Genomic DNA, 300 nt, shown 5'->3' with positions numbered 1-300 from the left:
TGTTTGAACTCGGCACCCAAAGGGGCATCCCCTCCATCAACGTTGCCCTGGGCCCGATAGGCACCCACCGAGTAGGAGAAACCGCCGATGTACTGATCCTGCTTGTCGTCAAAAATATTCCGGAACCGGGGCAGATAAGTGCCGGTGGGGCGACGGCCGTAATAGTAACGGTCTTCCAGCCCCTCCACCTCGGCACTCGCCCGGGCGCGATAATTGTGATCCATCAGGTAGTGACCCAGCACCCCACTGTCGTTACCCAGACCGTTGGGGAAGCGCTCGGAGGTGGAGTTTTTCAGAATC

Annotated in this window: 1 pseudogene; it reads right to left on the bottom strand. The window is 58.7% G+C overall.

What is annotated here, in order from left to right:
* Positions 1–300: pseudogene (locus tag B3187_RS08620) on the bottom strand (GMC family oxidoreductase); the annotation flags it as partial.

Origin of the sequence: Marinimicrobium sp. UBA4209, assembly GCF_002381585.1 — a bacterium.
In the GTDB taxonomy this organism is placed as follows: Bacteria; Pseudomonadota; Gammaproteobacteria; order Pseudomonadales; family Cellvibrionaceae; genus Marinimicrobium; species Marinimicrobium koreense.
Note: the sequence above shows the minus strand (reverse complement) of the source record. Positions and strands in the feature narration are given on the sequence as shown.